The following is a 24,045-nucleotide window of genomic DNA, read 5'->3' as shown; positions in this document are numbered from 1 at the left end:
GCGGCGACCTCGGCGGCCACAACCTCGCCGTGTCGACCTGCTCCCGGCACCGCGCCACCGCCTGGTCGTTCATCAGCTACATGACGACCAACCGCGACATCCAGTCGGCCATGTTCCGCGACGGCGGCTACCCGGCCGCTCTGCTCGCCGTCTACAGCGACCACGAGGACGAGTTCGGCCGAGCGGTCGTCAGCAGCCTGAAGGGCGCCGGCACCCGTCCGATCAGCCCGTACTACGCTGCCGTGAGCGGAACCATCCAGGATGCCGTCCACAGCGTGCTGACCCACGAGCGCACCCCCGCCGAGGCCGTCGCCTTCCTCCAGCAGCAGCTGCCCGATGCCCTCCATGGCGGATAGCCGGTCGCGCCCCTGCTTGCGAATGATGGATGCCGCGGACGGCCGGGCCGGGTAACGGATTCGAGGCGTGCGGGAGTCAGCGGTCGGCTGGGAGGCCGAAGAGCTGGGTCCAGTAGACACCGTAGCTGCCGCCGCGGGCACAGCCGACCCCGATCTGGGTGAAGTCCCCGGTAAGGATGTTCTTCCGGTGTCCGGGGCTGTTCATCCAGCCGGCCATCACCTCGGCCGGGCCCGGCTGTCCCGCGGCGACGTTCTCACCCAGCATGCGGTAGCGATAGCCGGCCGCGGCGGCGCGGTCGGACATCGTCCGCCCGTCCAGGCTGACGTGGTCCATATAGCTGTTGGCCGCCATGTCCTCGCTGTGCCGCTGCGCGGCCAGGGCCAGGCGGGGCTCGGACGCCAGCGGTCCAGCGCCGGTCCTGGCGCGCTCGGCGTTCACCAGCACGACCACCTCCGCCAGCGGGCCGGCCAGCGGCGCGGTGTCGTCGTCCACCTGGACGCCGAAATCACGGACAAGCCCGGCAAGACCGTCGGAGTAGCCCTGGCCAAGCGCACGGATCTTCCAGGCGCCGCCACGCCGGTAGATCTCGGCGAGGAGAAACACGGTCTCAGCGCGTGGCCGGGGCGGTGTGAAGCGCACCAGCGTGGAGCCTTCACCACCGCGGATATCCAGCACCGGCACTGGCAGCTGCCCGAGCGACAGCGCGCTGTCGGCGGGGCTCACGACCACCACCACCCGGCTCGCCCCTGGCCGCAACCGGCCCGGATCGATGGTCACGCTGTCACCGTTCACCGTGGCGCCAGGCGCGGACGGCTGGTTATAGAAGACGAAGTCCTGATCCGCCGCGACCTTCCCGTCGTCACCGGTGATGAGAAGCGAGAGGTCGAAGGGGCCGGGCACACGGACCGACAGGACGCCACCGGGTAACGGCCGGTTGGCACCGGCAACCAGCTCGATCATGACAGCTCCCGAACACGTTGCCGGCCTGTGTTGTGTGCTGCCGGTAGGCGGCATCGCCACGGCGCGGATAGGCTAGGTCACGGAAAGGACGTAAAGTCACATTTTGGCCCCGCTACCAGATGTTATTGTGCCCGGCATGGCCGAGCCGGCGTCCCCCTCACTGGGATCTTCTTCCTCCTCCAATACTCCCACCGCGCTCGACGGGGCAACGTCACAAACCTCGCGCCCAGAGCCGCCACCCACTCCACCGATGCCGGTGGCCAGCACCTCGATCAAACGATCGATCAAGCTGTTCCAGGCCTGCCGCCGCGAGCAGGTCGATCCCGCGGGCTTCTACTCGCTGCTCGCCGCGGACTCGGTGCACCAGCTCAGCCAGTTCACCTCGCTGGCGGGGTCGGTCGTGCTGGACGTCGGCGGCGGCCCCGGCTATTTCCGTGCCGCGTTCGGACGAGCCGGCGCCCAGTACTTCTGGGTTGAACCGGATATCTCGGAGATGAGCGCGGGAGGGATCGTGGAACCGGGACGGGTGCTTGGCAGCGCCCTGGACATGCCGTTCGCCACCGCCTCGGTGGACATCTGCTATTCCTCAAACGTCCTTGAACACGTCCCCGACCCGTGGCGGATGTGTGCCGAAATGGTGCGGGTGACCCGCCCCGGCGGCGTGATCTTCCTGAGTTTCACCAACTGGCTGTCACCGTGGGGCGGCCACGAAACCTCACCATGGCATTATCTGGGCGGCCACCGGGCGGCGCTGCGATACGAGCGCCGCAGCGGTGTCGCGCCCAAGAACCTCTACGGCACCAGCCTGTTCCCGGTGTCGGTCGCCGACGCCCTGGCCTGGGCACGCGGCCGAACCGACATCCAGATCCTCGAGGCCATGCCGAGGTACCTGCCTACCTGGACAAAACCAGTCCTGCGGGTTCGGGGCCTGCGGGAGGTCGTCACCTGGAACCTCGCGATGGTCTTCCGCAAACGTTGACAAAACGCTGTCATCGCATGCATCCCGACATACGATCCGGCCGCGTCGACGACATTGTTCCCGACGGTGTCGTCGACGCGGCCATCGTCACCAGGATTATCGAAAGCTCGATCTCACACACGCTCTCAGACCAGCCGTAACTGGTGGCCCTGGTTCGCCCGTTGCGGGCGGGTACCCGCCCGGCCCGAACGGCGCTGGAGCAGTGGCTCACCAAGAACGTCCAGAAATGGTGACGGCCGTGTCTCGACGACCGCCCCACCCCGGCCGCGGCGAGCCGCCTGGGTGAGCACGAGCCGCCCCTTGGCCCGGGTCATGCCGACGAACAACAGCCGGCGCTCCTCGGCCTCCTCGCCGCCCTCTCCAGCGCTGGGACCCGCCGCGTTGACAGCTACTGGCGAGGAGGCACCCGCCCAGCTCAACGGCAACAAACCAGCCTCGCAGCCAATAATGATCACAAGGCCGAACTCCAGGCCCTTGGATGCGTGCAACGTCAGCAACGAGATCCGATCCGCACGCGGATCAAGAGTGTCGACCTCCGCGCCGAGCGCGATCTCGGACCGGAACCGCTCCAGATCATCCCCGCACTCGGTGGCGAGAGAGGTCAGGATGTCAAGCGCGTAGCGGATCTCGATCTCGCCAAGAACCGGCTGGCCGGAGGCTGGCAGGCCGGTGGTGACGGCCGGCGCGGGAGAAGCGTCGATCATCTCTTGTGCGGCGGCACGCAGCCTCGCGAGGACGGACCGCCGCTCCGCGGAGCCGCCCTCGCGCTCGTCGATGAGCTCCAGCAGACGCCCGACGCCCGCGGCGTCGGCAAACCGGTTGTGGGAGCGCCGCTGGAAGGGAAAACCGTGGCGGTCCAGCGCGTCCATCACCGGCCGGGCCTGGCGAGCCGTGCGGTAGAGCACCGCGATGTCGGCGAAGGAGAACCTGTCCTCGCCGGTCCCGTCCACACCGAGGTCGAGCGCGTGAAAGGAGGTGCCGCCCAGCGCCTGTTCGATGGTGCTCACGACGACCGCGGCCTCCTCGGCCTCGTTCGAGGCTCGATGCAACAGCGGCCGCGGGCTTTCTGGGTGGGTGCCGACCGCCGCGAGCGTCCGGCCGGGAACGAGCGTCGCCGGTTCGATCAGGCGGACGGCGGCATCCACGATGGCCGGCGTGGAACGGTAGTTACGGGTGAGCGAAACCATCTGGGCGTCGGGAAAGTCCTCTCGAAAACGCAGGAAGAATCCCACATCGGCGCCGCGGAAGGAGTAGATGGCCTGGTCCGGGTCGCCGATCGCGCACAGGTTCGCGGCAGGCCGGTCAACCGCCGCACCAGCTGGTCCCGTACCGGCGGAACGACCTGTCAGCATCGTCAGTAGCACGTACTGCAGCTCGTCGACATCCTGGTACTCGTCGACCCAGACATGCCGCCAGCGCGCCTGGTAGGAGGCGGCCAGGTCCGGCCGCGCCCGCATGGCGACCACCGGCAGCCCGACCAGGTCGTCGAGGTCCACCAGGCCACGCGCGCGCAGTGCCTCGTCGTACCGCCGGGCCGGGCCCGCCAGCTCATGGCCCGCCAGCGCATCGCCCGCCAGCTCATGGCCGCTCGGCGGAGCACCGAGCGCGCACGCCCGGCGGAACCCGGCCAGCTCGCGCCGGACCCGTTCCAGGCTGCGCACGCCCGTGACCGTCCCGGCCAGCGCCTCCCGCAGGATGTGGGTGCACGTCGCGTCGTCGGCGATACGGACGTCCGCGCCGAGGCCGAACAGCTCGTGGCAGTCCTGGACGATCCGCAGGCCCAGGCCGTGGAAGGTGGTGGCGAGGATGCGGGGCGCCGCCTCGCCGGCGAGCGCGTCGAGCCGCTCCCGCAGCTCGGTCGCGGCCCGCCGGGTGAAGGTCACCGCCAGGCACTGTTCGGCGGGCACGCCCTGCTCCCGGACCCGGTGCGCAATCGAGTGGACCAGGGTCCGGGTCTTGCCGGTGCCGGGTCCAGCAATGATCAATAACGGTCCCCGGATGACCGCGGCCGCCGCGCGTTGTTCGGCATCGAGACCGGCCAGGATCGACGATCCGGCCGGGCCGGCGCTCGCCCCCACGCCGGTCGGGGCGGGGGCCGCCGGAGCCGCGGCTGTGGCCGCGCTCGTGGCCGCGGTCTTGGGCACAGTCCTGCCCGCGGTCCTGCCCGCGGCCGGTAGGACCGACGGCGCCAGCGCGCTCCGCTCCGCACGCCGGGCGTTACCTCGCGCGCTACGGGTAGCGCCGGCCGGGCCACCGGCGTCCTTCGTCGCCTCCGGCCTGCTGCCCTCCGCGGTGGGTGTGCTGGGTGCAAGGTCGAACAGCGTGCCCGCGCGGGAGGCCAGTTCCTTCGGGTCGAACAGCCGGATGACCCCGTACTCGCCGTCATAGCCGGCGTCGCGGATCACCTCCTCCCGGCGCAGCCGCCGGATCGCCTCGACCAGCACGGACGAACCGACCTCGGCGATGGCGTCCAGCGGGACCTCACCAAGGATTGCCAGTTCCGGGCCGAGGCGGGCGGTAAGCGTGGTGACCTGCGCGGCTACCGCCTTGCTCTTCGGGCCGACCCCAAGGATCTCCCCGACGACCTCGGGCAACGCGACCAACGAGCGCACCTCTCCCGCGGTCGCCGGGCGCACCCCATCGCCGCGGTCGGCCAGCGCCTCCACGCGGTGCAGCACCCCGACGGTCAGTGGGCGCCCACACTGCGGGCAGCGGCCGTCGACCTCCCGGGTCTGGCTCGGTTCGAAACGCACTCCGCAGTTGCGGTGACCGTCAAGGTGGTACTTGCCCTCTTCCGGGAAGAACTCGATGGTGCCGGCGAACCCCTCCCCGCCACGCAGCGCCGCGCGGATCGCGAAGTAGTCGACATCGCAGGTGAACGCGGTCGCCTCCCGGCCGAGCATGGGCGGCGAGTGCGCGTCGGAATTGCTGACCAGCCGGAACCGGTCGAGCCCGGACACCCGCCAGAACATCGGCGGGTCCGCCGACAGGCCCGTCTCCAACGCGAAGATGTTGTCCGCGAGGTCGAGATAGCAGTCCTCGATCGCGTCGAAGCCGGATTTCGACCCGAGAACGGCGAACCAGGGGGTCCACACATGCGCCGGCACGAGGTAACAGCCCTCCCCCGCACCGAGCGTGATCTCCAGGAGGTCACGGGAGTCCAGCCCCAGGATGGGACGCCCGTCCGCGGCCAAATTGCCGATCTTCGCAAGACTCGCGGTGATCCGGCCAGCGGCGTCGGTGTCCGGGGCGTAGAGGAGATGGTGGACCTTGCGGGTCCGCTCCCCCCGCTTGTAGATCGTGGAGATTTCCGTGGACAGCATGAACCGGGTCGCCTGCTGGCAGGACGCGGGCAGCGTCCGCAGGACATCCGCCTCGAGGTCCGGACGCAGCCGGAATAGACCGGGCTCGGCCGGCACGAGCTTGGTGGCGATCTCCTGCGACCATGCGGGATGGGTGAAATCGCCCGTACCGACCACAGCGATCCCCTTGCGTGCCGCCCACCAGGCCAGATGCTCCAGGTCGCAGTCCCGGCTGCATGCCCTGGAGTACTTGGAATGGATATGCAGATCTGCAAGAAAGCGTGAGTTCACAGAAATGTATGTTGTCGCATCGCCGCACCCGCACAGGCGGCTACCCCGCTGCACCGGCGGCGGGGCACGGATGGGACACCACCCGTCCGGTAGCTCCGGGACCGCCGGGCCAGCCCCAGGTCGCGCAGATGGGCACTTTCATGATCCTACAATCAAAAGAACGGACCATGCGGCCCGAGCGCGGGAGCAGGCCAGCCACGAACCCCGCCGGCACGACACGGCGAGCCATCCAGCCGCACCCAACAGTGACCGACAGTAATCTTCATCAGGTGCCTCTGACTCGCGAACGCCTGCGCACGGCACCTTCCGTCCTGCTGCTCGTTTCCCTGGTGACGGGGCTGACAGCCATGCTCCCGACCGCGGCGGGAGCCACCGCGGCACCGAGGCCAACCAGCACGAACCTCCTCGGCGGTCCGGAGCTGGCGAGCGATGCCGTCGTGGTCGGTCCGCGGGCCTCGTCGCAGCCTCCTGAAACCACCGCCGCGAGCTGGCTGATCGCCGACGCCGATAGCGGCGCGGTCCTGGCGGCTCGAGACGCCCACGGTCCCCACCTACCGGCGAGCACGCTCAAAATCCTCACGGCGCTCGCGATACTGCCGCGGCTGTCACCAGCCCAGGAAGTGAAGATCAGCAGCGCCGCCGCGTCGGTCGACGGAACTCGGGTGGGTCTCGTCCCAGGTATGACCTATACGGTCGCGGAGCTCGCCACGGAAATGATCATCGCTAGCGGCAACGACGCCGCTGTCGCGCTCGCCGAAGCCGCTGGCGGCGCCGCCACCACGATCGCCCTGATGAACCGCACCGCGGCCGAACTGAACGCGCGCGACACGCAGGCCGGAGATCCGAGTGGCCTGGACGCACCCGGACAGCGGACATCAGCCTACGATCTTGCATTGCTGGGCCGGGCCGCGCTTGCCAGTCCCATAGTCAGCCGGTTCCTGACGATCCCGCGGGCGACCGTCCGCGGGCGGAGCGGCACATCGTTCCAGATCCAGAACCATAATGAGCTCCTCACCTCATATTCAGGAACCATCGGCGTCAAGAACGGCTACACCGCCGCGGCGGGAGCGACCTACATAGGCGCTGTCCGGCGAGGTGGCCACACCCTCATCCTCACGATGATGCGGGCAGCCCCCGCATATGCCGCGGAGGCCAAGGCGCTGCTCGACTGGGGATTCGCGAACGTCGATACAATCACCCCGATTGGGTATCTTGTCACGGAAAGCGATAAAATTCGCAATGTCGAAATGTTTCCAGCCGGGTCAATCGTGGACGGCTCACGGCCACTGATCGCTTCCAGCGCTGACCCGGGCATCCGAAGCCGCAACGCTGTTGGGGACCGGAATTACCCAGGAAATCAGCCATGGCGGCGGGACAGCCACGACCGCGGGATAGGGACGGTGACGTGGATCGCCATCGCAATCACCTGCGCGGTGGGGCTGCTCACCCTACGGCGGCGGCTTGCCCGCCATCGCCTTTTCTCGGGCATCGGCACGTTCCCCGTCGGCACACCGCCCGGCATCGCGATCCGGCCGCCCCTGCCCTCCTCCGGCCCGGAAAACATCTCCGGATCCCGTGTCCGGCTGCTGCCTCCTCGACGAGGCGGGGACGAAAGCGGAAGCCCAGCAGCCGCTCGAGGCGTCGAGCCCGATGGCGGCCCAGCGCCATCCACCTCTCCGCCGGGAACGTTCCCGGCAGGAGCATCCGTACCGGGAACGGCTACGCCGCCGGGGACATCCGTGCCGGCGGTATCCGTGCCGGCGGTATCCGTGCCGGCGGCAACCGCGGTACCCGACGGCGCGACATCGGAGGAATAAGGCGCGGTGACCGTCCACGCCGCGACCAGCAGCGTCCAGCGCATCATGATATTGATCCAAATCAACAAACCGACAATCACCGCGAACGTCCCGTAGACGGGGTTTCTGGTCGTCATGCCCACCAGCCAGGTCGCGAGGACCTTGAGGCCCTCCACCCCGATCGCGCCACACAGCGCCCCCCGCAACGCGCGGTCACGATCGGTGCTCAACGGCAACCAGAGAAACAGACAGAGGAAAAGCGCCACGTCCAGAGCCAGCGCGACGGCAACGGCGAGCAGCGAGGTCACCACCGCGGCCATGGTGCTGCCAGACAGCCCGATCCAGCTCAGGAACGTCCCTGACACCGATGTGGCAACGCTGGTCACCGCGATCGACACGAACCCGATAAGACCGAGCCCGGCCAGGACGCCGATATCTTTCAATCTGCGCGTCACCACATTGCCGACGTCTACCGGCTGGTGCCACATGATCCTGATCGCGTCCCGCAACGCGTCGATCCATGCCAGCCCGGCCAGCAGGAGACCGAACAGACCGAGCAGACCGACGCCGACCTTCGCGTTGCCGATGCTGGCGATGTCCAGCTTGTCCGCAAGCCCCGGCAGATAGTTGTTGATCTGTTTGGTCATCTCCCGCTGGACGTCCGGATAGGCATCAACCACGAAGCCCGCGATCGAGAAGGCCAGGGCGACCAACGGAAAGAACGACAGGAACGCGAAGTACGTCGCGGCGGCCGACAGGCGGTCGCCACCGTCAGCGGTATACCGGCCGTAGGCGCGGACAGCGTGGTCGACGCAGGGCCGATGCCGGCGCACGGCTCCCGCCGCGCTGGACGCTTTTCGGGCACCGAAACGGACCGCTCTGATCGGATTGGCCACTGCTGCTCAGTACCCGCTCACGCCGCGGCTGTCACGCCGGGGCCTGCCCGGAGTTGACCCGCGGCCTCCTCTCAGCAGGCCTCAGCAGGCCCAATCGGTCCTGACCAAGGCCTAAACCAGGGCCCAACCAGGCCTAAGCGGGCTGGTCGGACGCAGTGCCAGCCGGCGAACCGGGATGCTGCCCCGCGGCGCCGGCGTAGGCGGCCTGCTGGGCCAGTTCCCATCCCTCGGGGAACTGGATCGCGACCCGTCCCAGCGTGCCGCCATCCGTGCTCGGGAAGCAGACCCCGGACATGTAAGCGGACTCGTCGCTGGCCAGATAGAGCGCGGCGTAGGCGTTGTCGAGCAGGTTCGGTGGACGGCGCAGCTTCAGCGGCATCGGGGCGTGGTCCGGGTTCCAGGGTCCCATGACTTCCTCATAGGACTTGCCGAGCACCTCGGCGTCCGGAGGCAGACCGAAGTTGACGGACATGCCGTGGGTCGGGCAGATGGCGTTGACCCGGATGCCGTAGGCGCCTAGATCGAACGCGGCGCCCCGGACGAGCGCGTTCACCCCGCCCTTACTCGCGGTGTAGATCGTGAACCGCGGGTAGGCAGCCAGCGAGGACGCCGATGACGTGACCACGATCGTCCCACCGCCGCCCTGCGCCTTCATCGCCCTCGCGGCGTGCTTGATAGCGAAAAAGACACCCTTGAGGTTCGTGTCATGGACATGTGTCCAGCTCTCCTCGGTGGTGTCCTCCAGCGCGACCGTTCCCTGGCCAGGCACCGTGACCCCGGCGTTGGCGAACATGACGTCCAGCCGGCCGAACTGCTCCACCGCGGCGGCCACCGCCGCGGCGACCTCGGTTTCCACCGTGACGTCGGTTCTGATGGCCAGCGCCTGGCCGCCCCGCTCACCGATCAGGTTCGCGACGTCCTTCGCCCGCCGTTCGATGATGTCGGTGACGACAACCGTGGCACCTTCACGGGAGAACAACAGCGCGCTCTCCCGGCCCAGACCCGACCCGGCGCCGGTGATGACGACAACTTTGTCTTCAAGTCGCACCTGAACTCCTCGGAAAAACGAAAGAGATTATTCGGATAATGAGATCGCGCGTTCAGGACAGGCCGCCGCCCCATCCCGCGCCTGCCGCTCAAGGCCCACGGACACCACCGCGTTCGCGATAGTGCAGTAGCCGGAATCGTCGAGCTGGTAGACATCCGGCCCGTCGGCGTTGCAGCGGCCGTGCCCGACACACAGCGAAGGATCAACCTGGACCCGCATACGGTCCTCCTCGGTGCAGGTGAGGCGTGCGGAGACGAGACAGCGGTGCCCGGCCGAACGCGCCGCCATCCGCCGGGAGCCCGGATCGCGCGTCATCGGCCTGCCACCGGCGCCGCGCCGGGCAGGGACGCGCGGTGCTCCCAGGGCCGCGGACAGCGATCAGATTCGGCAACGGCACCACCGGATCGGCGATCACACACCGCTCCCGGGCAACTGCCATACCCCGTGCCTCTTCTCATCCGGATGGCATATCCCGCCATCGAACTGTCGCACACCTCACAGTGGACAAATGATCATCAACTGTCAAGATATCGATGCTATCCAGAAGTGCCGGAAACGCCGCGGCCCAGGACGCTCAAAATGATCATCAACGCGGTCGGTCCGAGACGTTTTCCCGGCCGCCGGAGAGCGTGCCGCCGGCTTGTTGATCGACCTGACGGACGGCCAGCCCGGCACGCGGGCACTGGTCGGTCATCATGGTTGAGTGACCCCGGATCCCCGCTCCCGACGCAGCTCGGCGACTGTCCGCTCGCTGGTCCTGGGCGCGGCTCGGGAACTGTTCGATATGTACGGCTACGAACAGGTGAGCACCCGGGAGATTGCCGCCCGCGCTGGCGTGACCCAGGCGCTGGTGTTCCGGCACTTTGACACGAAGGCCAACCTGTTCGCCGAGGCCGTCTACCGGCCCTTCTATGACTTTGTCGCCGAGTATGTACGGCAATGGATCGAACGCGGGCATGGCACAAGGAGCGCCGAACAGACCACGCTGGACTTCGTCGGCGGACTTTACGGGTTACTTGTCAACAACCACAAACTGCTGCTGGCGCTCCCCGGGGGGCCGAACGGAGGCTCACCCGAACTGCGCAACCGCGCCAGCGCGTTTCTCCAAGAGGTCTTCGACGAGCTGGAACGGGAGATCGAGACCGAGGTGACCATGCTCGGCGCCCCTGTGATCGACGTGGCGTTGGCCGTCCGGTTCACCGTAGCACTCGTCTATGGCACCACTGTGTTGGACGACGTGCTGTTTCCCGCCGGCCAGCGGCACCCGGGCAGCCAGCGCCTCGTCGAGGAGCTGGCCGGATTCGTGATCCGCGGTGCCGGCGGCGTGAGCCCACCGCACGATCATGCCGGTTACAGCGGCCTGGCCACCGGCTCCTCGGCACCAGCACCAGCACCAGCACCGAGCGCCGCCACCACATCGTCGGACAACGTGGGCCAGGCATCCACCGCCCAGGAGCCGAACTCACGGTCGGTCAGACAAGCACAGGCGGCATTCAACGCCGGATCAACCCAGAGAAAAGTTCCGCTCCGACCGAAATGACCGAAGGTCCCGGGCGAATTTGCGCCCCCCGTCCAGTGGGGCTGTTTTCCGCCGCGGATCTCGAAACCGAGCCCCCAGTCGTTCGGGTCGCGCACACCGAAGCCGGGCAGTACCCCGGCGAGCCCCGGAAACGCCACCGAGGTCGCGGCCGCGAATGTCGGCGGCGCAAGCAGGCGTGGAGCCAGCAGCTCACCGGCAAAAACAACAAGATCGGATAGCGTGGACGACACCCCGTAGGCCGGCGAGCCCCGCAGCTCGGACGCTGTCATGCCCAACGGCCCGAACACGGCTTCGGCGAGGTACTCACCGAACGCGATTCCGGACGCCTTTTCCAGCGTTTCACCGAGAACCTCGATGCCCGTGTTCGAATACACCCGCCGTGTCCCAGGGCGGGTCACCGTCCGGGTGCCGGAGAAGCCCAGGCCCGAGGCATGGGCGAGGAGATGGGCGACGGTCGAGCCCGGGGGGCCGGCCGGATCGCCCAGGCCGAGGGCTCCCTCCTCCACCCCGATCAGGACGGCATAGGCGGCGAGCAGCTTCGATACCGATGCCAACCGGAAGGATCTGTCCATGGCGCCGACCGATCCACGTACCGTGACGCGGCCGGAGGCGTCGCGTACCAGGACGGCAACGGCCGCGTTCTCGACCGGCCAGGAATCCACCTGCGCGAGGGCATCCACGTGCCGAACTGTACGAACCCGGGCTGTCTGGTGCGCGCCCGGCTCGCTGAGACACTGGGCGGATGTGGCAACACCGACACCTCCCGATGCCATGACCACGCACGCACGCGGCGTCCCCGCGGTGGCCGATCCAGGTATTCCGGCCGGGCGCTCCGCCATTGTGGACCTGCTCGTCCTCGGCGCTGGACCAGCGGGCTGCGCCGCGGCGCTACGCGCGCTGCAACTCCGTCCGGATGCCCGTGTGGTGCTGTTGGATGCCGCGGCCTTCCCCCGGGACAAGGCCTGCGGTGACGGCATCGCCCCACACGGCCTGGACGTCCTGCGTGCCCTCGGCGTGCCCGATGCCGTCGCGGGGTACTCGCCAGTGGATCGCATGCGGTTGCGGACGCCTGGGGGCGCGGAAGTGGCCACCCCGTCCCAACGAGCGAACTACGTGGTTCCCCGCAAGATCTTTGACGCACGGCTCGTCGCCGCCGCCCGTGCTCGGGGTGCGGTGCTCCTGCGCCAGCGCGCGCGGTCCGTCGTGACCGGTGGCACCGCGGACGAGCCAGTGGTGATTGTCAACGGTGGCCTGAGAGCACGGGTGGTGATCGGTGCGGATGGCGCGAATTCGATCACCAGGCGGTCACTCGGCATCGGGCCAAACCCACCGGAGGCACTTGCCATCGCGGTCCGAGGGTACGCCGACGCGCCGCATACCCCCGGACCGCCGGAACAGCTCATCGAGATGACCGACGAGGGCTGGCCGGCATATGCCTGGTCGTTCCCGATCGGCGACGGCCGCGCCAACATCGGCTATGGGATGTTGCGATCCAAACTCGCCGCGCTGCCCGGCGACACGGGCGGCCGCACCGTTCTGCACGGCACCCTCGCCCGGATGCTGCCCGAGCAGCCAGCGCATCCGGGAACGCTGCGCGCCCACCATCTGCCCATGTCGACCTGGCGGCCCCGCCAGCCCGATGGCCCGGTGCTGCTCGCCGGTGACGCCGCATCATTGATCAATCCGCTGACCGGGGAGGGGATCTACTACGCGCTGCTGTCCGGCTCCCTGGCTGGTGCGGCCGCCACGACCGCCACCCCAGCCCAGGCCGGCGCGGTCTACCGCCGGGCGCTCGACCGGGAGCTCGGCCGGCATCTACGCCACACCGCCCTGCTGGCCGGGCTCGCCGGCCGCCGTCGAACCCTCATGGACTCAGCCGTGCGAGCCGCCGGCCACCGCACCGAACTGTACGACAACCTGATCGAGATCGGCCTTGGACGGGGGACGATCCCGACCGCCTCCGTCGCACGTCTCGCCCTGCGCAGGATCATCTCAACACGGCCGTGACGCACCGCGGAGAATCCATCCAGCAGCGCGATCGCTGCCCCTTTCGCGCCGCTGGAGGCCAAAAATATCAAAACCGAAATATCAGAACCGGATGCTACAGACTGGCCACATCCGCCTGCTTGACCCGCACAGCCTCGGCCGCGGTGACGAGCGCGGCTTTCTCCGCTGCCGAGAGGTCAATTTCCACGACCTTCTTCACACCCCCGCGGCCTATCTGGGCAGGCACGCCGAGATAAACACCGGAAATACCGAACTCACCGTTCACCCAGGCGCACACCGGCATGACCGCGCCGGAGTCCTCTGCCACAGCCTTCACCATCCGAGCGGCGGCGGCGGACGGCGCGTAGTAGGCCGACCCGGTCTTGAGGAGGGCGACCACCTCGGCACCACCGTTACGGGTCCGCGTGACCAGATCATCGATCTTGTCGGCGGGCAGCAATTCCGCGAGCGGCCTGCCGTCCACCGTGCACTGGGACGGAACCGGCACCATGGTGTCGCCGTGCGAGCCCAGGGTAAGGGTCTGTACCGACCTCACCGGCACTCCCAGTTCCACCGCGACGAAGTTGCTGAAACGAGCGGTGTCGAGCATGCCGGCCTGACCGATGACCCGGTTACGGGGAAACCCAAGGACATTCGCGGCGAGCGCGGTCATCTCGTCCAGCGGGTTGGAAACCACTACGACGACCGCGTCGGGTGAAGATTTCGCGATGTTCTCCGAAACCTGCCGGACAATCTTCGCGTTGACCTCAATGAGGTCCATCCGGCTCATGCCGGGCTTGCGGGGCAGGCCGGCGGTGACGACCACGACGGCCGAACCCTCGGTATCGCCATAGTCGTTTGTTCCGATCACCGTGGTCTCGAAATTCTCGACTGGGCGCGACTGATTCAGATCGAGAGCGATGCCCTGGGGCTTGCCCTCGATAATGTCGGTCAGGACAACCGTGTCGAAAATATCGTACTCGGCGAGGCGCTGCGCGGTCGTGGAACCATAGAAACCGGCTCCGACCACAGTCACTTTCCCAGCCATCGGCTGTCAGCTCCCCAGCTTCTCGATGATAGCGTCGGCGCGCTCCGCCGTCCCCACCGCGGTGGAGCCGCACGGGTCGGCTTCAGGTCGTAAGCGACACTACGCCCTTCCGCAATGACCAGCCCGCCCGCAATGGCCGGCGCGACGGCCTGATCCAGCTTCCCCGCCGCTCAGCCGCTCAGCCGCTCAGCTCCCGGGTGGCACCGTGAGCGTCACAACAATGATCATCAATCCGAACACGCCAAGTGTGGTGACATCGAACGCCCTGCTCCGCGCCGCAAGTAGCCCCACCCGCCGAGTCGGCAGCACCATCCGCAGAAACGCACCGGCAAGCAGCACCGCTCCGAGGCCGACCAGGCCCTGCCGCCAGTGACCAGCCACGACGAACAGCAGGGCGAGACCGACAGCGCCGAACATGGCGGCGAAGACCGGCTCCCGCCGCAGCCATGACCGCCATCGCGACACGGACTGGCGGTGCCGCAGACTCATGACAGCGTGGCCAGCACACGCCCGATCAGCCGTCCGATGCTCGCTCGCCTCCCACCCGTACGCGGGAGCCGACCCGCTCACCCCGACCATAGACGCAGGTGGGAAGCGGCGCGAAAAATCGCGATCACACGCTGATCGATTTCCCAGCCCACGGCGAGAAGTCACTGTCCGGCTACCGGCCCGCGTGCGACGCATCGAGAAGAATGTGCCTGGCGGGCGCGGAAGTGGCCTACGCACAGCGTAGAAACCCCACCAGGCATCCTCAACCTCACGATCGCCGCACCGGATTCACAATCGTACGGACCCCCCGGGCGCGGACACCGTGTGCAACTAGGGCAGACTTCCGCCGCAAGTCCCCGGAGTGGGAGGGAGCGGGCCGTGGCAGACGAAACGCCACACAGCAAGAAACTGCAGGAGCTGATGTTCCGGGCTTGGGAGACCTTCGGAGATGCCCGACATCTCGACAGCGACGACCGGGTGTTCGTCCAGGCTCTCGCACGGCAGACGGCAGACAGGATCTCGGTCCTGTATGGCGCCAGCTGGCGGGATGCACTGGACTGGGTTGCGCAGCGTTACGTACCCAACGACGACGCACCCGGTGGTTCCATCCTGGCGTCATCGAACGGCAGCATGTCATCGAATGGCACCACGTCGTCGAACGGCACCACGGCGTCGAACGGCACCACGGCGAGCGCGCGACGAAGCGTGGCAGCGGCGGAGTCCACCTCCATCTTGTGAAACGTTGGTGTCGTCCGGCCAGTCACAGCTGACCCGGACGGCGCCAACGAACAGGCACACAGCAGCTCCATCACCACGGTGTGGCCGGGCTTCACGGGCTTCGGACGCCGACATTAGAGCGACCGGCAACAGGGGGACGCGGCGTCGCGGAGCTGGGGCACACGCCCCAGCCCGCTCCTTGATCCGCACCTCTGTTGCCAGGTGCTCCAGATGAACAACGATCATCCGAATAACGCCTGAATAACGCCCGGATGACGTCAGTGCGCGAAGTGGCGGACGCCGGTGAAGTAGAGCGTTATCCCCGCTTCCCGCGCGGCGGCTATTACCTGCTCGTCACGCACGGATCCACCCGGTTCGACAACCGCGCGGACACCGGCGTTGATGAGCACCTGCAAACCGTCCGGGAAGGGGAAATAGGCGTCACTCGCGGCCACAGCTCCCTTCACCCTGTCACCGCCACGGCTCACCGCGAGCATCGCGGCATCGACCCGGTTCACCTGCCCCATACCCACGCCGATCGTTGCGCCGCCCAGGGCGATCAGAATCGCGTTCGACTTGACGGAACGGGCTGCCTTCCAGGCAAAAACAAGATCATTTAGTGTTGCCTCATCGGCAGGCGCGCCAGCCTTCAGCGTCCACCCCGACGACCCGTCGCCAGCCGTGTCCAGCACGTCACGGGACTGCAGCAACAGCCCACCGGAGATCTGCCGCATTTCGACCCCGTGCGGATCCATCGGCAGCGGGCACTCCAGCAGCCGGATCGAGGGCTTGCGGGAAAGGATCTCCTCGGCGCCTTCGGCATAGCCAGGCGCCACAACGACTTCGGTGAATATCTCCGCGATCTGTTCGGCCAGGGCGACGCTGACGGGCCGGTTCGTCGCGATAACCCCGCCGAAAGCGGACACCGGATCACATGCGTGCGCCTTGCGATGAGCATCGGCAACGTCGCTGCCGATGGCCAGGCCGCATGGGTTCGCGTGCTTGACGATGGCCACGCATGGCTCGTGGAAATCACCCGCGGCGCGCCGGGCCGCCTCCGCGTCGGTGTAGTTGTTGAACGACATCGGCTTGCCGTGCAGTTGCCGGGCACCCGCGAGCCCGGGCCCGCCGTCATCCGCCACATACAGCGCGGCCCGCTGGTGGGGGTTCTCGCCGTAGCGCAGGACCTCCGCCCGCCGCCAGAGCGCCGCTACCGTGTCCGGCCAGCCCGACTCCCGGGCGATCTCATCGGGCGCCAGAACGCCGGCGAACCACGACGCGACCGCGACGTCGTACGCGGCGGTGTGCGCGAAGGCGCGGGCGGCAAGCCGGCGCCGCGCCGCGAGCTCGAAACCACCAGCCCGGATCGCGGCGATCAGCTCCGGATAGTCCGCCGGGGAGACGACCACGGCCACGGAGTGATGGTTCTTCGCCGCGGCGCGAATCATCGCCGGCCCGCCGATATCGATCTGTTCGATCGCCTCGTCCTCGGACGCGCCGCCCGCGACCGTTTCCCGGAACGGATAGAGGTTCGACACAACGAGGTCGAACGGCTCAATGTCGAGTTCCGCGAGCGTCTTGGCGTGCTCGACGTCGCGCAGATCAGCGAGGAGGCCGGCATGCACGCGTGGATGCAGTGTCTTGACCCGTCCGCCGAGAACCTCGGGGAAACCGGTGAGGGTGCTTACGGGCGTCACAGCCAGGCCATGGCGAGCGAGCACCTGTGCGGTGGATCCGGTGGAGACGACCTCCACCCCGGCATCGATGAACGCGTCCGCGAGGTCCGGCAGGCCGGCCTTGTCGTAGACGCTGACCAGAACACGGTGGATGGGACGCCGGCCGGTGGTGACCAGCGCCCCGCCGGCTGATGGTGCCGGGCCGGTGTGCGGGAAGGCCCGTGCCCCAGCCGTCGAGTCACCGGCGGTGGAGGCCTGCTGATCCTGTGTGGACGTCATGTCCCCTCCTCCGACCGGATGATCCGGCCGATTGTCGCCACGTACAGGACACGTTCCACCGCCTGGATACGGGTACGCAGAGTTTCCTCAGTGTCGGACTCCTCCACCGCTACGACCGCCTGCGCAAGGATCTGCCCGGTGTCGACGCCCTCATCCACCCAGTGGACCGTCACTCCGCTGACCTTGACGCCGTACGCAAGCGCGTCGGCGACGGCGTGCGCTCCCGGGAACGCGGGCAACAGAGACGGATGCGTGTTGATCGTCCGAAATCGGGCGATCACCTGTTTGTCCAGAATTTTCATGTAACCAGCGAGCACCAACAGATCCGGAGCGTATAGGGAGATCCTCGCCGCGGTGGCCGCGTTGAAAGCCGCTCTGTCCAGCGCGTCCTCCAGGCGGACAACGAACGACGGGACGCCGGCCGCCGCCGCCCGATCCTGTGCTCCGGTGCCGTAGCGGTCCGCGCCCACGGCAACAACTTCCGCGCCGAAATCTGGATCTCTGCACGCGTCCAGTACAGCCTGCAAGGTGGTACCCACCCCGGAGGCGAGAACAACCAGTCGTGCGGGCACGGAACTCTCCGGTACGACAGGTCGGCGGTGGCTCGCCGGTGGACGTATGACCGTTCCGACTGTACTGAGGTCTACCGGCCCGCGCGCATCAACCAGCCGCCCGGTCACAGGACGGCTTCGGTCGCCCCCCTCATCGTCGGTATCTCCGGCTCCGGACACGGATCCTCCCGTTCAACGCGGTAGCCCGCGGAACCGGGCTCGCGAGCCGGCTCGCCCACAGCATCGTCACAACCAGTGTCGAGACGGCCGAAATCCTCCCCGTCAAGAAGGTCGCCGGGCCGGCAGAGATACAGCTCGGCGAGCCGCACGAGCGTCTGGGTCGACGGCGCCCGCCCACCTCGACCGGGCCAGACCTCCCAGTAGGAGAAGGATTTTCCCGTCTTCGGGAGACCTTCCCCGGACCACCGTGCGTTCCATCGGCAGGCTGCCTCCTCCTGCGTCCAGCCGTGCGCGAGCCGGAAGGCGACCCGCGCGTTCAGGCGATAGCGATGCTGCCACTCCAGGGCGATGCGCCGATAGGACCAGCCGAGTGCCCGCAGGCGCCCCGACTCAGCCCGCAGCCCAGCGACGCTGACAGCCATGGCGACCTCCCCATAGACGAACAGATGTTCGTACATTAGCGAGCAGGTCGGACATTTCCTGACGCTATGAGCCCTGGCCGGCTCGCGCCGCGAAAACTCCCCCGCTGGCGGGGTGCCGCACCGGTGGGGGGACGGATGAGCACGCATACCCGCGGGCGCCGTGACCCGTTATGATGCCCGTTGCCGCAGCTGGGAGGGCCTGCCATGGTAGTGCCGAAGGAACCACGGCCGGGCGCCGCCCCCAGCGACGACTCGCGGCCTACCGAGTATCGGCATACGCATGTTGATCATCCGGGCGGATCCCGGAACAACTTTGGCGGTCTGGCCCTGGCACTGGGCCTGCTCGGTGTCGCGACCTGTTGGATCGGCATCGGCGGCCTGGCCGGAATCGCCGCTGTGGTCGTTGGCATGTTCGGTCGTTCCCGCGCGCGGCGGATGGGCGGTGCGGGCGGCGGTGTCGCAACAGCTGGACTGGCGCTGGGCGTGCTCTCCACTCTCATCGCGCTGCTTCTTGTCGGCGGCACCTGGACCTTCTACGAGCGGCATGGCGATGACCTGCGCCGGTATCAGGACTGTCGGAGGGACACGAGCCAGGACCCCGCGGTCTGCCAACAACGCTTCGACGAAGTGCTCAAAAACCCACCCGCCTCAAGCCGGTGAGGTGCGTGCGCACGCTGCACGCCCATGAACAGCGGCACGCCCTGAACAGCCGCCGCACGGGCGGCCAGCCCCACTCGACCACCGGAACCGACCACCGGCGCCCCGCCCGGAAGGCTACCGCGAGCGGCCTGTCTACTGGTCTCGCTGACCGTAGGGCGGCTGGCCGTAGGGTGGCTGCTGGCCGTAAGGCGGCTGGCCGTAGGAGGGTGGCTGGCCGTAAGGCGGGTGGCCATGCGGACCAGGTTGTCCGTAGCCGCTCTGCGGAGGCTGCCCGTAGGTGCCTGGTTCGCCATACCCGCCCGGCAAGGGGCGGCCCGAGGAGTCGTATCGGGTACCTGGCGCGGGCGGGAACCGCGCCCGGCCACGGCCGCCCTGCCCGGGCAGCGTGTACCCGCTCGCCAACACGCTGAGAACCGCGAAGGCCGTGATCGCGGCGGACGCGATGAGCCCCAGCCACAGCCCAGCGGCACGGTGGCTGTTCCCAAACCCCAACAGCACTTTAAGAAAGATCATAATTGTGCCGAGCGCCGCCGTCCCGGCAATGACCAGAATCCAGTCCGCACCCACTGCCGGCAGCTGGACACGGGCGAAGGCACGCAGCGCCACCAGCCCGGTCGCGAGCAGCCCCAGCTCCACGCCGCTATAGGCGAAAAAGCCCACTCCCCACGCGTTCTCCGCGAGCCTGCCGAACGAAAACCAGTTGAATAACGAGACGATGAGCAAGACGGCACCGGCGACGAGAACGCCGAGATCATTATTGGATACGTCACGACCGGCGAGACGTGGCACGGAATGACCTCACTTCATACGATCAACGGTGGCCTGACGGAGCCACCCCTGCCACGGTAGCCGCTGTGTCCCGAGACGTCATGATCCCATCCGTGATTCAGGTCCGATACTGAGAATTTCCCCCGATGGACCTGACACGACGTGGAGCACCGTAACCGGGTGTGAACCGCCACCGAAACAGCGAGGACACACCCGGTTACGAGATGCTTCAAGATTTCAGAACGAACGCATGACGTCAGCCATGAGACGGGCGGTCTCCGAAGGAGTCTTGCCCACCCGTACACCCGCCTTCTCAAGAGCTTCTTTCTTGGCCTGCGCCGTGCCTGACGATCCGGAGACGATCGCCCCCGCATGGCCCATCGTCTTGCCCTCCGGCGCGGTGAAGCCCGCGACGTAGCCGATGACCGGCTTGGTGATGTGCGCCTCGATGTACGCGGCGGCACGCTCCTCGGCGTCACCGCCGATCTCACCGATCATCACAATCGCGTCGGTGCCGTCATCGGCCTGGAACGCGTTGAGAGCGTCGATGTGAGTCGTGCCGATGACGGGGTCACCCCCGATACCGACCGCGGTGGAGAAGCCGAAGTCCCGCAGCTCGTACATCATCTGGTAGGTCAACGTACCGCTCTTGCTGACCAGACCGATACGGCCGGGCGGGGTGATGTCCGCCGGAATGATGCCGGCATTCGACCTGCCGGGGCTGATGATGCCCGGGCAGTTCGGGCCAATGATCCGCGTCGTGTTGCCCTTGGCCTGCGCGTACGCCCAGAAGTCAGTGGTGTCATGCACCGGGACGCCTTCGGTGATGACCACGACGAGCGGCATGCCCGCGTCGATGGCCTCGATCACGGCGGCCTTCGTCCCCGCTGGTGGGACGTAGACCACGGAGACGTTCGCGCCGGTCTTCTCAATCGTCTCGGCCACGGTCGCGAAGACCGGGACACCCTCGACCTCGCTGCCCGCCTTCTTGGGGTTGGTACCGCCGACGATCGATGACCCCGCGCGCAGCATCCGGGCGGTGTGCTTGCGTCCCTCGGAACCGGTGATGCCCTGAACCAGGATCTTGGACGTCTCGTCCAGCCAGATTGCCATTGTCGGAAGCCTCTTCCCGTCCGCTCAGGCCGCGGCCGCGGCGAGCTGGGCGGCGAGCTTCGCCGCACCGTCCATGGTGTCCACCGACCTGACCGCATCGAGGTTCGCCTCGGTGAGGATGCGCCGGCCCTCGTCCGCGTTGTTGCCGTCCAGCCTCACGACCAGCGGCGTGGCGACGTCGCCGACGATCTTGAGGGCCTGCACGATACCGTTCGCGACCGCGTCGCAGGCGGTGATACCACCAAAGATGTTCACAAAAACACTCTTGACCGCGGGGTCGGAAAGAATGATCGACAGGCCGTCCGCCATCACCTGCGCGGATGCGCCACCGCCGATGTCGAGGAAGTTCGCCGGCCGCTGGCCGCCGAACTCCTCACCAGCGTAGGTGACGACGTCCAGCGTGGACATGACCAGGCCGGCACCGTTACCGATGATCCCGACCTGTCCGGACAGCTTGACGTAGTTGAGGTCCTTCTCCTTGGCCCGCCGCTCAAGGGGGTCCACCGCCGCGACATCGACGAAGCCCGCGTGGTCCGGGTGACGGAAGGAGGCGTTCTCATCCAGGCTGACCTTGCCGTCCAGGGCCACCACACGGCCATCGGCGGTCAGGATCAGCGGATTGACCTCCACCAACGTGGCGTCGGACTTGACGAAGACATCCCATAGCTTCACCAGGAGTTCGGTGGCGCCGTCGAGAGCGGCCGCGGGCAGCTTCGCGGCAACCGCGATCTGGCGGGCAACGGTCGCGTCAACCCCGGTCAGCGGATCTATCGGGATGCGGGCGAGGGCTTCGGGCTTGGTCGCCGCGACCTCCTCGATCTCCATCCCACCTTCGCGGGAGCACATGGCAAGGAATGTCCGGTTTGCCCGATCGAGCAAGAAGGAGGCGTAGTACTCCTCGGCGATGTCACTCGCCTGTTCCACCAGTACCGAGTGGACGGTATGGCCCTTGATATCCATCCCCAGGATGGCGGTGGCTTTGGCGGTGGCGTCAGCCGGACCGTCGGCGACCTTTACTCCGCCGGCCTTGCCCCGGCCGCCGGTCTTGACCTGCGCTTTGACGACAACGCGGCCGCCGAGATCGGTGGCGATGGCGTGCGCCTCGCCGGGGGTCGTGGCGACCTTGCCGGAAGGCACGGGAACGCCGTGATCGGCGAACAGCTTCTTCGCCTGATATTCGAAAAGATCCACAGTCCGTCCAGTCGGATACGAGATCGGTGGTCAGGATCGAACGTTTGAAAGTTCACGAAGATGAGAAGCATCCCGAGCCTACTGAGTTGCCCGTCGCGGTAGCCGCGCTGGCTGTCGCGACAGACGGTCACGCATGTCCGGGACAGCACCATCATCACCCGTACCCGCCACCGGGCGCCCTACTTTGTGGCAGCCGACACCGCGATCACACCGAGCAGGCGACCCTCATCACGAAGATCCTAAGAGCGCCCGGCAAGAGGGTCAACGAGGCTGGCGTGATCCCGACAACCGCGGGACCGCCGCCCGAGCCAGCACCGCGCGCGGCTCCGGCGATGTCCAGCTGCATCCCCACTACCAGGGTGAACGGGCCACCGGGAGCGCCTGATCGGGTCAGGTCAAAAATCACAGGCCCGAGCGGGAGGCCGCCCTGCCCCGCTAGCTCAGCCAGAACCGGCGCCCGCCTGACCGACCAGGCCCGCCTGGTACGTACAGGGAAGATCTAAAACAAACCGACAACTCGGTCAAGAGCCAATCCGCACGTGATCCAAAATGATCAAACCAGTCAGAGCGCGTGCACCGTAGCTACCCGCGAACGGATCCAGTCGACGATCTCGCTGGTCGTCGCACCCGGAGTGAATATCTCGGCCACCCCGAGCGCCTTCAGCTCGGGGATATCGGCAGCTGGGATAATACCGCCGCCGGTCACCACGATGTCGTCGGCGCCACGCTCCCGCAGCAGCTCCATCAGGCGCGCGAACAGGGTCATGTGCGCGCCTGAGAGCACCGAGAGACCGATGCAGTCGGCATCCTCCTGGATGGCGGTCTCGACGATCTGCTCGGGTGTCTGATGCAAGCCGGTGTAGACGACCTCCATGCCCGCGTCCCGCAACGCACGCGCGATCACCTTGGCACCGCGATCATGACCGTCGAGACCCGGCTTGGCAACCACAACCCGGATCCGCTCACCGTTTCCGCTCACGCCGCCTCCTTGCGATCCGTGACATCGACTTCCGTAACAGGGTGCTGGGAAACAGCATCTCTCGGTGGGCCGCCCAGCCCCCGGCCGCACGGTCACAGCTCCTCAGCCGCGGTCGCGGGCTCGCGGAATCCAGTAGGCCAGCAGCCACGCGATCATCGTCCTCTCCCGCGACCGGAGACCCCGAGCAGGCTAGCGGCGCACGTCCGGAGAAGCACGCCGTTGCTGACCGGGCTGACCGGGCCGGCCGGGCTGACCAGCGGAGAAACAGTCGACAGCTATCAGGTCCGTTTGTACTCTCGGTCACAGTGGGCGTGACGATGATCCGCGGAACCTCTAGCAACACGAAGAGTCACCACGAGAGTAGCCGACAGCTCGGTTCGCGATCCAACGGCCCTCGATCATCGCACTGCTCCGGTTGGCCGGTTCTTCCGACGGCTATCCACGCACGGACGGGAGAAGGGGTAATCGACAAACGTCAACTAGGCCGGAGCGACACGGTGGTGGGCAAAATCGCCAGATCCTTCGGTGCGACCACTGCTCGCCACGGCGCAAAAGTGACACGCGGGCTGCTCGACGTGCCCGCGACGGTCCGCGGGATGGTCCTGGAAGCCACCTGGGTGGCGACCCATGTCGCCTTTTATCCGGTCGGGGTCGTCTCGGAGAAACTGCGTGAGCCCGTCCAGCGCTACACCCTCGAGGGGCTGTCACCGCTGAGGCGCGGCCTGCTCATCGGCGACATAGAAGCCGCGGGCACGCCGATCCTGCTGGTGCACGGCCTGATCGACAACAGGTCCATCTTCACCCGGCTGCACCGGTC

19 protein-coding genes and 4 pseudogenes are annotated in these 24,045 nt (G+C 67.6%); 8 read left to right on the top strand and 15 right to left on the bottom strand.

Features of this window, described 5'->3' with window-relative positions; genetic code table 11:
• A pseudogene (locus MJ783_RS04400) lies at nt 1-356 on the top strand (hypothetical protein); the annotation flags it as partial.
• Nucleotides 357-432: 76 nt separating this feature from the next.
• Here the strand turns inward: MJ783_RS04400 and MJ783_RS04395 are convergent.
• Nucleotides 433-1,317 carry a CAP domain-containing protein gene (locus tag MJ783_RS04395; protein ID WP_239308632.1) on the bottom strand — a complete coding sequence of 295 codons (885 nt, stop codon included), beginning with the start codon at nt 1,315-1,317 and terminating at the stop codon, nt 433-435.
• 250 nt (nt 1,318-1,567) lie between these two features.
• Between MJ783_RS04395 and MJ783_RS04390 the strand changes: the two genes are divergently transcribed.
• A complete protein-coding gene (locus tag MJ783_RS04390; protein WP_239308650.1) occupies nt 1,568-2,296 on the top strand; it encodes a class I SAM-dependent methyltransferase in 729 nt (242 codons plus the stop codon).
• A 125-nt stretch (nt 2,297-2,421) separates the two neighbouring features.
• On the opposite strand, the gene MJ783_RS04385 is transcribed toward MJ783_RS04390, so the two are convergent.
• Nucleotides 2,422-5,889 (bottom strand): UvrD-helicase domain-containing protein, encoded by a 3,468-nt coding sequence (locus MJ783_RS04385; protein ID WP_239308631.1) that lies wholly within the window; start codon nt 5,887-5,889, stop codon nt 2,422-2,424.
• Between MJ783_RS04385 and MJ783_RS23530 the strand changes: the two are divergent.
• Nucleotides 5,835-6,959 (top strand): annotated as a pseudogene (locus tag MJ783_RS23530) (D-alanyl-D-alanine carboxypeptidase family protein); the annotation flags it as partial. The gene MJ783_RS04385 and the pseudogene MJ783_RS23530 overlap by 55 nt on opposite strands.
• Before the next feature lie 287 nt (nt 6,960-7,246).
• On the opposite strand, the gene MJ783_RS04380 reads toward MJ783_RS23530, so the two are convergent.
• The 3 genes from MJ783_RS04380 to MJ783_RS04370 all read right to left on the bottom strand — a co-directional run bounded on the left by MJ783_RS04380 (nt 7,247) and on the right by MJ783_RS04370 (nt 9,944).
• The gene (locus MJ783_RS04380) at nt 7,247-8,581 is read right to left on the bottom strand and encodes a YihY/virulence factor BrkB family protein (RefSeq protein ID WP_239308630.1); all 1,335 of its coding nucleotides are present in this window, start codon (nt 8,579-8,581) and stop codon (nt 7,247-7,249) included.
• Nucleotides 8,582-8,714: 133 nt separating this feature from the next.
• Nucleotides 8,715-9,629 carry an SDR family NAD(P)-dependent oxidoreductase gene (locus MJ783_RS04375; RefSeq protein ID WP_239308629.1) on the bottom strand — a complete coding sequence of 305 codons (915 nt, stop codon included), beginning with the start codon at nt 9,627-9,629 and terminating at the stop codon, nt 8,715-8,717.
• 27 nt (nt 9,630-9,656) lie between these two features.
• On the bottom strand, nt 9,657-9,944 hold the full coding sequence (locus tag MJ783_RS04370) for a ferredoxin (RefSeq protein WP_239308628.1): 288 nt from the start codon (nt 9,942-9,944) through the stop codon (nt 9,657-9,659).
• 388 nt (nt 9,945-10,332) lie between these two features.
• Between MJ783_RS04370 and MJ783_RS23360 the strand changes: the two are divergent.
• Nucleotides 10,333-10,512 (top strand): annotated as a pseudogene (locus MJ783_RS23360) (helix-turn-helix domain-containing protein); the annotation flags it as partial.
• A gap of 467 nt (nt 10,513-10,979) precedes the next feature.
• Here MJ783_RS23360 and MJ783_RS04360 read toward each other — a convergent pair.
• Nucleotides 10,980-11,849: a serine hydrolase gene (locus MJ783_RS04360; RefSeq protein WP_239404602.1), complete on the bottom strand. Its 870-nt coding sequence runs from the start codon at nt 11,847-11,849 to the stop codon at nt 10,980-10,982.
• Nucleotides 11,850-11,940: 91 nt separating this feature from the next.
• Here MJ783_RS04360 and MJ783_RS04355 point away from each other — a divergent pair, with 91 nt between their 5' ends.
• Nucleotides 11,941-13,176 carry an NAD(P)/FAD-dependent oxidoreductase gene (locus MJ783_RS04355; RefSeq protein WP_239308626.1) on the top strand — a complete coding sequence of 412 codons (1,236 nt, stop codon included), beginning with the start codon at nt 11,941-11,943 and terminating at the stop codon, nt 13,174-13,176.
• A gap of 94 nt (nt 13,177-13,270) precedes the next feature.
• Here the strand turns inward: MJ783_RS04355 and mdh are convergent, their stop codons facing one another.
• Complete coding sequence (mdh, locus tag MJ783_RS04350) at nt 13,271-14,203, bottom strand: malate dehydrogenase (RefSeq protein ID WP_239347964.1); 933 nt, start codon at nt 14,201-14,203, stop codon at nt 13,271-13,273.
• A 186-nt stretch (nt 14,204-14,389) separates the two neighbouring features.
• Nucleotides 14,390-14,692: a DUF3017 domain-containing protein gene (locus MJ783_RS04345; RefSeq protein ID WP_239308624.1), complete on the bottom strand. Its 303-nt coding sequence runs from the start codon at nt 14,690-14,692 to the stop codon at nt 14,390-14,392.
• A gap of 378 nt (nt 14,693-15,070) precedes the next feature.
• Here MJ783_RS04345 and MJ783_RS04340 point away from each other — a divergent pair, with 378 nt between their 5' ends.
• Nucleotides 15,071-15,430: a hypothetical protein gene (locus MJ783_RS04340; protein WP_239308623.1), complete on the top strand. Its 360-nt coding sequence runs from the start codon at nt 15,071-15,073 to the stop codon at nt 15,428-15,430.
• Between the two features lie 257 nt (nt 15,431-15,687).
• Here the strand turns inward: MJ783_RS04340 and purH are convergent, their stop codons facing one another.
• The 3 genes from purH to MJ783_RS04325 form a co-directional block, all read right to left on the bottom strand.
• Nucleotides 15,688-17,364 carry a bifunctional phosphoribosylaminoimidazolecarboxamide formyltransferase/IMP cyclohydrolase gene (purH, locus tag MJ783_RS04335; protein WP_239308622.1) on the bottom strand — a complete coding sequence of 559 codons (1,677 nt, stop codon included), beginning with the start codon at nt 17,362-17,364 and terminating at the stop codon, nt 15,688-15,690.
• A complete protein-coding gene (gene purN / locus MJ783_RS04330; RefSeq protein WP_239308621.1) occupies nt 17,361-17,936 on the bottom strand; it encodes a phosphoribosylglycinamide formyltransferase in 576 nt (191 codons plus the stop codon). The genes purH and purN overlap by 4 nt, the downstream gene beginning before the upstream one ends.
• Before the next feature lie 104 nt (nt 17,937-18,040).
• Entirely contained in the window at nt 18,041-18,517 is a 477-nt protein-coding gene (locus MJ783_RS04325; protein WP_239308620.1) for a helix-turn-helix domain-containing protein, read from the bottom strand.
• 204 nt (nt 18,518-18,721) lie between these two features.
• Between MJ783_RS04325 and MJ783_RS04320 the strand changes: the two genes are divergently transcribed.
• Nucleotides 18,722-19,177, top strand: a complete 456-nt coding sequence (locus MJ783_RS04320) for a hypothetical protein (protein ID WP_239308619.1) — start codon at nt 18,722-18,724, stop codon at nt 19,175-19,177.
• Nucleotides 19,178-19,309: 132 nt separating this feature from the next.
• Here MJ783_RS04320 and MJ783_RS04315 read toward each other — a convergent pair whose 3' ends face one another.
• The 4 genes from MJ783_RS04315 to MJ783_RS04300 all read right to left on the bottom strand — a co-directional run bounded on the left by MJ783_RS04315 (nt 19,310) and on the right by MJ783_RS04300 (nt 23,228).
• Entirely contained in the window at nt 19,310-19,966 is a 657-nt protein-coding gene (locus MJ783_RS04315; RefSeq protein WP_239308618.1) for a hypothetical protein, read from the bottom strand.
• Between the two features lie 216 nt (nt 19,967-20,182).
• Complete coding sequence (gene sucD / locus MJ783_RS04310; RefSeq protein WP_239308617.1) at nt 20,183-21,058, bottom strand: succinate--CoA ligase subunit alpha; 876 nt, start codon at nt 21,056-21,058, stop codon at nt 20,183-20,185.
• A gap of 24 nt (nt 21,059-21,082) precedes the next feature.
• Entirely contained in the window at nt 21,083-22,249 is a 1,167-nt protein-coding gene (gene sucC / locus MJ783_RS04305; protein ID WP_239308616.1) for an ADP-forming succinate--CoA ligase subunit beta, read from the bottom strand.
• A 562-nt stretch (nt 22,250-22,811) separates the two neighbouring features.
• Nucleotides 22,812-23,228: a cobalamin B12-binding domain-containing protein gene (locus tag MJ783_RS04300; protein ID WP_239308615.1), complete on the bottom strand. Its 417-nt coding sequence runs from the start codon at nt 23,226-23,228 to the stop codon at nt 22,812-22,814.
• Between the two features lie 554 nt (nt 23,229-23,782).
• On the opposite strand from MJ783_RS04300, the pseudogene MJ783_RS04295 reads away from it, so the two are divergent.
• Nucleotides 23,783-24,045 (top strand): annotated as a pseudogene (locus tag MJ783_RS04295) (alpha/beta hydrolase); the annotation flags it as partial.

Source organism: Protofrankia sp. Cj3 (genome assembly GCF_917627355.1).
In the GTDB taxonomy this organism is placed as follows: Bacteria; Actinomycetota; Actinomycetes; order Frankiales; family Frankiaceae; genus Protofrankia.
The sequence above is the reverse complement of the archived record's forward strand: the minus strand, read 5'-3'. Positions and strand labels throughout refer to the sequence as shown.